8 protein-coding genes, 1 pseudogene and 1 other annotated feature are annotated in these 8661 nt (G+C 60.8%); of the genes and pseudogenes, 8 read left to right on the top strand and 1 reads right to left on the bottom strand.

What is annotated here, in order from left to right; genetic code table 11:
* From V6766_RS25245 to V6766_RS25225, 5 genes are all read left to right on the top strand, one after another.
* Positions 1–1201, top strand: a 1201-nt coding sequence (locus V6766_RS25245; protein WP_448470996.1) for a DNA-binding protein, incomplete at its 5' end; no start/stop codon positions are given.
* Between the two features lie 65 nt (positions 1202–1266).
* Positions 1267–2331, top strand: a complete 1065-nt coding sequence (locus tag V6766_RS25240) for a DUF7146 domain-containing protein (protein WP_448470995.1) — start codon at positions 1267–1269, stop codon at positions 2329–2331.
* A gap of 324 nt (positions 2332–2655) precedes the next feature.
* Entirely contained in the window at positions 2656–3576 is a 921-nt protein-coding gene (locus V6766_RS25235) for a DUF2493 domain-containing protein (RefSeq protein WP_448470994.1), read from the top strand.
* A 121-nt stretch (positions 3577–3697) separates the two neighbouring features.
* Positions 3698–4234 carry a dihydrofolate reductase family protein gene (locus tag V6766_RS25230; protein ID WP_448470993.1) on the top strand — a complete coding sequence of 179 codons (537 nt, stop codon included), beginning with the start codon at positions 3698–3700 and terminating at the stop codon, positions 4232–4234.
* Positions 4231–4794 (top strand): TetR/AcrR family transcriptional regulator, encoded by a 564-nt coding sequence (locus tag V6766_RS25225; RefSeq protein WP_448470992.1) that lies wholly within the window; start codon positions 4231–4233, stop codon positions 4792–4794. The genes V6766_RS25230 and V6766_RS25225 overlap by 4 nt, the downstream gene beginning before the upstream one ends.
* 281 nt (positions 4795–5075) lie before the next feature.
* Here V6766_RS25225 and V6766_RS25220 read toward each other — a convergent pair whose 3' ends face one another.
* Positions 5076–5795 (bottom strand): putative quinol monooxygenase, encoded by a 720-nt coding sequence (locus V6766_RS25220; protein ID WP_012187353.1) that lies wholly within the window; start codon positions 5793–5795, stop codon positions 5076–5078.
* 156 nt (positions 5796–5951) lie between these two features.
* Here V6766_RS25220 and V6766_RS25215 point away from each other — a divergent pair, with 156 nt between their 5' ends.
* The 3 genes and pseudogenes from V6766_RS25215 (at position 5952) to V6766_RS25205 (ending at position 8567) form a co-directional block, all read left to right on the top strand.
* Positions 5952–6812: a LysR family transcriptional regulator gene (locus tag V6766_RS25215; RefSeq protein ID WP_448470997.1), complete on the top strand. Its 861-nt coding sequence runs from the start codon at positions 5952–5954 to the stop codon at positions 6810–6812.
* Between the two features lie 169 nt (positions 6813–6981).
* Positions 6982–7284: pseudogene (locus V6766_RS25210) on the top strand (hypothetical protein); the annotation flags it as partial.
* 54 nt (positions 7285–7338) lie between these two features.
* Positions 7339–8567, top strand: a protein-coding gene (locus V6766_RS25205; protein ID WP_448470991.1) for an IS3 family transposase whose coding sequence is annotated in 2 segments (ribosomal slippage) — positions 7339–7627 and positions 7627–8567 — 1230 coding nt in all. Because the reading frame shifts where the segments join, the coding sequence is not laid out codon by codon here.
* Positions 7620–7736: a sequence feature (AL1L pseudoknot), on the top strand. Its footprint overlaps the gene before it by 117 nt.
* Positions 8568–8661 lie beyond the last annotated feature (94 nt).

Here is an 8661-nt window from a genome sequence, read left to right as displayed (position 1 = left end):
TCTCTCGCCGGAGGAGGAAGCCACTCGCGACGCGTTGAAGGCTGAATTCGATCAGCTTGAGGAGCAATATGCCGAGGTTGACGAGTTGCCCGACGACATCGACGCGCGTCTCGGCGAGATCGAGACGGCGCTCGAGGCCTTCGAGGATCGCCCGGTCACATTCGATCCGGACGAGATCATCCGGGCCGGCGCCTTCGTCAGCATCGCGCATGACGGCAGCCTGCGCATCGAGCGTGGTTTCGTCCGTCCCGAGGACGAGATCGTGCCCGAACCGGACACCGATGGCGGAGATGTTGACGGCACTGGTGGTGCGCAACCGGACTCCGAGGGCGACGAGGGTAAAACCTCCAACGGCACGGAGGAGCCGTCCGAGCCCGATGAGGACGAAGGCCTGTCACCGATCTCCGACCGGCTGATGGCGGAACTCACCGCCCATCGCACGCTCGGATTGCGCAACGCGCTCGCCGAACGGCCGGATATCGCCTTCGTCGCGGCACTGCATGCCCTGACGCTGACGGTCTTCTACCACTATGGCTCGGACAGTTGCCTCGAACTCGGCCTGAAGAGCGTCGGGTTCAGCGCGCAGACGCCGGCGTTGAACGACAGTGCGATCGCCGAAGCCGCCAACGCCCGGCACGAGGCCTGGTCGAAGCGCTTGCCGAAAGAGTCCGATGAGCTTTGGGACGCCCTTCTGCAATGGAGCGACGAGGACAGGGCCAGTCTTTTTGCCCATGTCGTCAGCCTCTCGGTCAATGCGGTTTCCGAATCCTGGAGCCGGCGCCCGAGGGCCCTCGCCCACGCGGATGTACTTGCGCGAACTATCGGCCTCGACATGGCAGTTGCCGGATGGCGTCCGACCGTCGACACGTTCCTCGGCCGTATCACCAAGGCGCGTATTCTGCAGGCGGTTACCGAGGCGAAGGGCGAGCGTGCCGCCGACCGCATCGCCCATCTCAAGAAGGGCGACATGGCGACCGAAGCCGAGACACTGCTCGCCGACACCGGCTGGCTGCCGGAGCCGCTGCGCACGCCGGGAGAACCGGAGCAAAGCGAGAGTGAAACCACCGGCGATCCGGCGGAACCGGAATCGGGCGTCGCGGAAACGGCGACCGAAGACGGTGAAACGGCCATGGGCACCGATGACGTCCCGGACGAAAATGACGATGCCGAAGCGACATCTCACGTGGTCGCCGCCGAATAGAGCGGCAACCGAACCGGCAAACTGGCCCGCGGCAACGCGGGCCTTTTCTTTGAGGGAGGCGCGATATGGCAGAACTAGCAAGCGATCTCGCGGCGCGGCTTGCCCATAGCGCCGAAGCCCTGTGTCGTACATATCTGTCGAGCGGGCACAAATCCGGCCGCTACTGGATCGTGGGCGACGTGCGCAACACAAAGGGCCGCTCCATGTTCGTGCGCCTGTCCGGCCCCGAGTCCGGCAAGGGAGCCGCCGGCAAATGGACCGACGCCGCGACGGGCGAACACGGTGATCTGCTCGATGTCATCCGGGAAAGCTGCGGTTTGACCGAGTTCAGGGACGTCGCTGACGAGGCCCGGCGGTTCCTCAGCCTGCCACATCCCGAACCGGAGTCGGCAACATCACCCGGACACAAATCGCCCGCGCCGACTGGTTCACCGCTCGCGGCGAAACGCCTGTTCTCGATAGCACAGCCGATTACGGGCACACTCGCAGAATCGTATTTCCGTAAGCGCGGCATTACGGCTTTGCACGGAACCGGCTCGCTGCGGTTTCATCCGCACTGCTACTACCGGCCCGACGAGCATGGCCCGACAGAGACCCGGCCGGCCCTGATCGCGTCAGTCACCGATCTCGACGGTCACCAGACCGGGGCGCACCGGACCTGGCTCGACCCGAGCGGGTTCAGCGAGGCGACGCTCGGCAAGGCCCCGATCGAGACGCCGCGACGGGCAATGGGCGACCTGCTCGGCCATGCTGTCCGGTTCGGCGCGGCGGGCGAGGTCATGGCGGCAGGCGAAGGCATCGAGACCATGCTGTCGCTGCGGTGTGTCTTGCCCGAGATGCCGATGGCGGCTGCGCTCTCCGCAGTCCATCTTGCCGCCATCCTGTTCCCCGACACGCTGCGCCGGCTCTATATCATGCGCGACGACGACCCGGCGGGAGATGGCGCAAGGGATACGCTGGTCGAACGGGCCGATGCGCTCGGCATAGAGGCGCTGCCGCTTTCGCCGATTCTGGGCGATCTCAACGAGGATCTGCGCTTGCGTGGCATCGATGCATTCCGGGCGTCGATCCGGGTCCAACTCGCCCCGCAGGATGTCGCCAGGTTCATGGAGACCGTTCTGTCCGCCTGAACGGGCCAGCGGTGTGGGCTGAGGCGGTGACGTCGGAGCCTTCTTCAACGGCTCCCCGTGGATGTCGGAGAGGGCCGCGCCCCGGCCTTCTTCGGAGGGCGACCGGACAGCAGGCGGCCCGGTCCGGCAATGGCTGCGGCCAACGATTTTCCGGCGGCCCTCCGGGCCTTTCCATCGCGAAACAAAATCGCCGGCCTCCGCCACCCTTCGCTGACGCTCCGGTCCTTGCGCTACCGCTCCAGGATGCAGGCCCGGTCCGCCCGCCGTCTTTCGGCGCCATGAAGGCCGCGGCGGGCGCGGCCAACCGACAAAGGGAGCCACCCGATGACACTCGACGACGACGCCTTCGAACCCCATCACGAATCCTCGCCGACCGAGCATGCGCTGAACGAACTCGAACTCCATGGCTACCGCCACGACGGGCACGGTACGGACCCCCGCCTCGTCCCGGAGGACAACATCATCGCCGGCGCAGTCTCCGACATCTTCGACGCCCTGATCGCCACCATGGCGGATACCGCCCTTGATGGCGAACTCGACGATCTGCTCTGGTCGACGGTCAACATGTTCCACCGTGCTGCCGACCGGCTCGAGCGCAAGCTCGACGACAACGAGCAGGCCCAGAAGCGCGGGCAGCGCGAACAGGACGGCTCCGAAATCAAGGCCGTCGAACTCGAGCGGCTCATCGAGACCGGACAAGGTCTCATCGAACGGCGCGACAGTCTGGAAGTCTTCCGCGACAGCGCCGCCGAGCACTATCTGCGCACCACCGGATCCCCCTGGTCTCCGCGCAGCGGCTCGCAGGTGAACCATCGCGCTTTGACATCGGCGATGGTCGACAGCAGGGACTTCATCGCAGAGCGCAAACGCGCCAACCGCGAAGTGCTGTTGCCCGTAGGTCCAAAGGTCGCCGTCTCCGGCGGTGCCGACTTCAACGATCACAAGCTGATCTGGGCCAAGCTCGACCAGGTGCACGCCAAACACCCGGATATGGTGCTGATGCATGGCAAGTCGCCAAAGGGCGCCGAGAAGATCGCCGCCCGCTGGGCCGACCACCGCAATGTCAGCCAGATCGGATTCGCTCCGGATTGGACCAAGCACGGCCGCGCCGCGCCTTTCAAGCGCAATGACCAGATGCTCGATGTCCTGCCCATCGGGGTCATGGTGTTCCCCGGCACCGGCATTCAGGAGAACCTCGCCGACAAGGCGAGGAAGCTCGGCATTCCGGTCTGGCGGTTCGAATGAACTGCCACGCCCCATACGACAATGTTCGCCTCCGCATCAGTCGGTTTCACCGGCGTGGCACGTTGACCTGCAAAGGACCGAGCGATATGTATTTATACAACGTATAAATAAGGAGATCGAGATGATCACCGGGCACGTTTTCATCGCGACCAGTCTGGATGGTTTCATCGCCCGCAAGGACGGCGACATCGCCTGGTTGCTGGAACGCGACGATCCGGCAGAGGATCACGGATATGACGCCTTCATCGAGAAGATCGACATCATCCTGATGGGCCGCGGCACGTTCGAAAAAATGCGCGATGAACGCCCGTGGTTCTACACACGCCCGGTACTTGTCCTCTCAGCGTCGCTGAAAGACCAGGACATACCGGCAGACCTTGCTGGCAAGGTCCGAATTTCAGACAAATCGCCTGGACAAGCGATGGAGATGCTCGAAGCCGAGGGGCATCGGCGCGTCTATGTCGATGGTGGAAAGGTTATTCAGTCGTTCATGCGCGCGGGGCTGATCGACGACATGACCATCACGAGCGTTCCGGTACTGCTTGGCGAGGGGCGCACTCTGTTCGGAGCGACATCGTCGGACATCCCGCTCGCGCACCAGGACACGAAAAGCTTCGCCTCCGGTCTCGTCCAGTCGCGCTACCGGATCGCCGCATGACTCGTCCGCGAGGACGTCCGCATCGGGACAAGGCACCTGCCTCGCGCGATCAGATTCTGACGGCCGCGCTCGAACTATTGGATACCGGCGGCATCGAGGCCTTCACAATGCGGGCGCTTGCGGATCGCCTTCAGGTCAATCCGATGACCATCTACCATCATTTCGGGGATCGCGACGGGTTAATCGACGCCTTGTCTGAACACGTCTACGCTGAAGTGACCGCGCCAGCCTCGGGTACGTTTCACGACCGGATACGATCGCTTTTGAATGCCTATCATGACCGGGTGATAAGCCACCCTGGCCTTACATTGCTCATCTTCAGGCAGTCCGCAGTCTTTCCCGGTCAGGCACAGCGGATAACCGATGACATTGACCAACTCTTAGTTGAAGCGGGATTGCCGTCGGAACGATCCCATCATTGGCTAAATATTCTCGTCGATTTCACCCACGGCGCGGCGATCGCAGCCGCGATGGGTGATAGGTCAAACTCCGCCGTCTCGGGCGCAAAGGACGACTACGACAAAACGCTCACGGAGTTGCTCAAAGGACTTGAGAACTGAACGCAACAAGCGCTCAAGCGCAAAGACCAAGTGCTCGACGTTTTGCCGATCGGCGTCATGGTTTTCCCCGGCACCGGCGTTCAGGAAAACCTCGCCGACAAGGTAAGAAAGCTCGGTATCCCGGTGTGGCGGTTCGAATGGGCCGCCACAAATGTCCACTCAGCGGACAAAGCGCTAATTCGCTGCAGTTACTCGAACGACCGCTTCACGGTGAATCTAAATTCGTTCGGCAAAGCGCCTGATGCGTTGCACCAGGCGCCTCTTGTTCCTGTCACATCGCGTTACTTGATGGCGAGGATGTCGAAGTTGTGGACGTTAGCGACCACACCGTCGTCCCACCCGCCAGCGACCAACTCCGCTGCCCGTTCGTTCAGCAGCCCGGCGACTTGACCGGCAAAGTGTGCTTCACGGCCAGCATTGTTGGTGAAGATGTCGAAGATTGCGAAGGATGTTTCGTCAATCTGCAGCGCCGCCCAGAACAATGTGCCGGGTTCGGTTTCTCCGACGATGGGACCAGCTGCGGTCAGCAAGGCTGCCAATTCCGGCCCTCTGCCGGGTGCTGCTTCGAGCGTGATGTACGTGGCTGTCGTGGCCGAGTAGAGATCAACCGGTTCCCTCACCGACAGGACATCGGAATTGTTGATATTCGCGACAACACCATCGTCCCAGCCCCCGGCGACCAACGCGTCGGCATTTTGGTTCAAAGCCGCGGCCACAGCGCCGGAGAAATGCGCATTGCGCGCTTCTTCATCCACGAAGATATCAAAGATCGCGAGCGTATCGTCGTCTTGTAAGGCAAACCAAAGCACGGTGCCTGGTTCGGTGTCCGCGACAATCGGGGCGGCTCCGGCCAGAAATTCGGCGAATGCTTCGGTCTGGCCTTCAGCGGCGGGCATGGCGATGTAGCTGGCAGTGTGATTTTCCATTGGGGTTTCCTGTGCGGCTGCAGATGTCGTGATCAAGGCCAAAGCGGCGAGTGTCTTGAGAATTTGGGCTTTCATGGTCGCCTCCTGATTGAGAGGTTGTTGTGTTTGGTTTCGATGCACCCTTTTCTCATGCCGAATGCCTCAGGCACCAATCCCGAACTTCTATTCTTTGATAGACATGTGCTATGGTGAACCTCATGGCGGAAAGTGACGGAGACTGTGGCAGTGGAGATGAACCAGATCAGGTATTTTTTGGCTGTCTGCCAGCATCGCAACTTCACCCATGCCGCTAGCGCCTCAAATGTTTCCCAACCGTCCTTGACGACCGCGATCAAGAAACTTGAACACGAGCTCGGGGGTGATCTGTTTGTCAGGGACCGCGCGGGATGCAGGTTGACGGCACTCGGAAAACTCATGCAGCCAAGGCTACAGAAAGCGCATGACGAAACGCAGGCAGCTAAGGCAGAAGCCGTCCGCCACACGCGACTAGAGCGGGTTCCTATTTCTGTCGGTGTTGGCGAAACGATTGGTCACAACCGGATTTCAGCCGCCGTGGAACGCTTCCGTACACGATTGCCGCAAGCCGAAATAGAGTTGATCGTGGCGTCTGCCTCCAAGCTTCTGGCCGGATTGCGAGAGGGTGAATTTGACGTCGTTGTCACAGCGGCGACGGTCAGTGAAGACCTCTATCGAATAGACCAGCTCTATGACGAGTCCTACAAGGTTGTGGTGTCCAAGTCGCACCCGTTGTCTGGACGAAACGCTATTTCTCTTTCGACACTCGCTGAAACTGACATGCTGGATCGACCCAATTGCGAAATGCGCGATGCGTTGCATCGGGCATGTGCAGACCAAGGTCACGAACTCTACGCGGCCTATCGGTCAAATCGCGTGGATTGGTTAGTCGAACTCGCGCGGCAGGGATTAGGCGCGGTGATTTTGCCAACCACGGCAATTCCAGCAGACAGGGGCCTGGTGTCGAAACCCATCGATGGTCTTGAAATATCAAGAACTGTTTTGGCCCTTCGATATCGGCACCAAACGACGAGACAAGAGACAAATGATCTGATCCGTGAGATTGCGCGTGTGTAGGCGTAGTATCATTGATGGCCGACATTCGCGCATAGTGCAGTAACTGGTACTTTGGGCTCTGAGTAGACCTTTCCACTCGTAGCTGAGTCCTGAGTATGATACCCTTCTATCGCGCCGTGGTAGTGGTGGTGGCGCAACCGTTCGAACCTCATCTTACGGAGATGCCACCATGATTATTGCAATTCTCGGATCCATCACTGCAATTGCAGTCCTCTGCTGGTTGCTGTTCACGCTCGCCATCTACGCTTTGCCGGCGCTCGGCGGCGTGGCTGCAGGAATGTTGGCCTATCAGACCGGCGCGGGCCTGCCGGGCAGCGTCCTTGTCGGACTTGTCTGCGCGGGCCTCGTATTCGGCCTTGCCCAGTTTCTCATTCTGTTCGCCCGGCCAATGTGGCTGAAACTCGCCGTCGCACTCGCCTTCGTCGCACCTGCCGCCATCGCCGGCTTCCACGCCACCCACGGCATCGTCAAACTGAACCGCGCCGGGTTTGCCGGAGGCTCCAACTCTTGAGTAAGATGGAGCATCATGAGCAAAACAACGAACAAGTATTCTCCTGAAGTCCGCGAACGTGCTGTGCGGATGGTTCTCGACAATGCCGGTCAGCACGGATCGCGCTGGCAGGCTGTTGTCTCGATTGCCGCGAAGATCGGCTGTTCAGCGAATACGCTGCATGAATGGGTCAAGAAGGCTGAAGTCGACAGTGGCCAACGTGCCGGCATTCCAAGCGATTTGGCCGAACGCATGAAGGCGCTGGAACGGGAGAACCGCGAACTGCGCCAGGCGAATGAGATCCTTCGCAAGGCGAGCGCGTATTTTGCGCTGGCGGAGCTCGACCGCCGGTCGAAGTAATGGTCGCGTTTATCGACGACCAGCGTGGGAGCCATGGGGTCGAGCCGATCTGCAAAACATTGCCGATCGCCCCATCCACCTATTACGCCCATCTGGCCAAGCGGGCCGATCCGACCTTGCTGTCGGATCGCGCCAGGCGCGATGCCGGGCTGAAGCCCCAGATCCAACGTGTCTTCGAAGAGAATTGGGAGGTCTATGGGGCGCGCAAGATATGGCGGCAACTGGGCCGCGAAGGCCTGGACGTCGCGCGTTGCACCGTGGCACGACTGATGAAAGACATAGGGATCCAGGGGATTATTCGCGGCAAGCCGCAGAGAACCACCGTGCCGGATAAGAAGCAGCCCTGTCCCTTGGACAAGGTGAACCGCGAATTCCGCGTGCCGGCACCCAACATGCTCTGGGTGAGCGATTTCACCTACGTCGCCACATGGAAGGGGTTCGCATATGTCGCCTTCGTCATTGATGCCTATGCCAGAAAGATCGTCGGCTGGCGGGTCAGCACATCGGCCCATACGGGCTTTGTGCTCGATGCTTTGGAGCAGGCTGTCCATGATCGGCGCCCCACGAAGGCAATGGGGTTGGTTCACCACAGCGATCGTGGCTCGCAATATCTGTCCATTCGCTACTCGGAACGTCTCGCTGAAACCGGTATCGAACCTTCTGTGGGGAGCGTCGGTGACAGCTATGACAACGCCTTGGCAGAGACCATCAATGGCCTCTATAAAGCTGAGGTCATTCACCGGCGTGGTCCGTGGCGAAACTTCGAGGCCGTCGAATTTGCCACGCTCGAATGGGTGGATTGGTTCAACAACCGCCGTCTGCTCGAGCCAATCGGGAATATTCCGCCGGCGGAAGCAGAGGCAGACTTCTACGCAACTCTGGAAACTGAAACCGAGGCCGCGTAACTATTGAAACCAAGCCTCCGGCAAACCCGGCGCGGTTCAGGGTGCTTCAGCGCTCATGCCGCTTCTCCCGTCCCCGATGACAGGAGGCCCATAT

The sequence above is a fragment of the Martelella sp. AMO21009 genome, from assembly GCF_053484295.1.
Note: the sequence above shows the minus strand (reverse complement) of the source record. Positions and strands in the feature narration are given on the sequence as shown.

Excerpts from the sequence above, each read along its gene's own strand:
- V6766_RS25240 (WP_448470995.1), top strand. The coding sequence starts at position 1,267 with ATGGCAGAACTAGCAAGCGATCTCGCGGCGCGGCTTGCCCATAGCGCC.
- V6766_RS25235 (WP_448470994.1), top strand. The coding sequence starts at position 2,656 with ATGACACTCGACGACGACGCCTTCGAACCCCATCACGAATCCTCGCCG.
- V6766_RS25230 (WP_448470993.1), top strand. The coding sequence starts at position 3,698 with ATGATCACCGGGCACGTTTTCATCGCGACCAGTCTGGATGGTTTCATC.
- V6766_RS25225 (WP_448470992.1), top strand. The coding sequence starts at position 4,231 with ATGACTCGTCCGCGAGGACGTCCGCATCGGGACAAGGCACCTGCCTCG.
- V6766_RS25220 (WP_012187353.1), bottom strand. The coding sequence starts at position 5,795 with ATGAAAGCCCAAATTCTCAAGACACTCGCCGCTTTGGCCTTGATCACG.
- V6766_RS25215 (WP_448470997.1), top strand. The coding sequence starts at position 5,952 with ATGAACCAGATCAGGTATTTTTTGGCTGTCTGCCAGCATCGCAACTTC.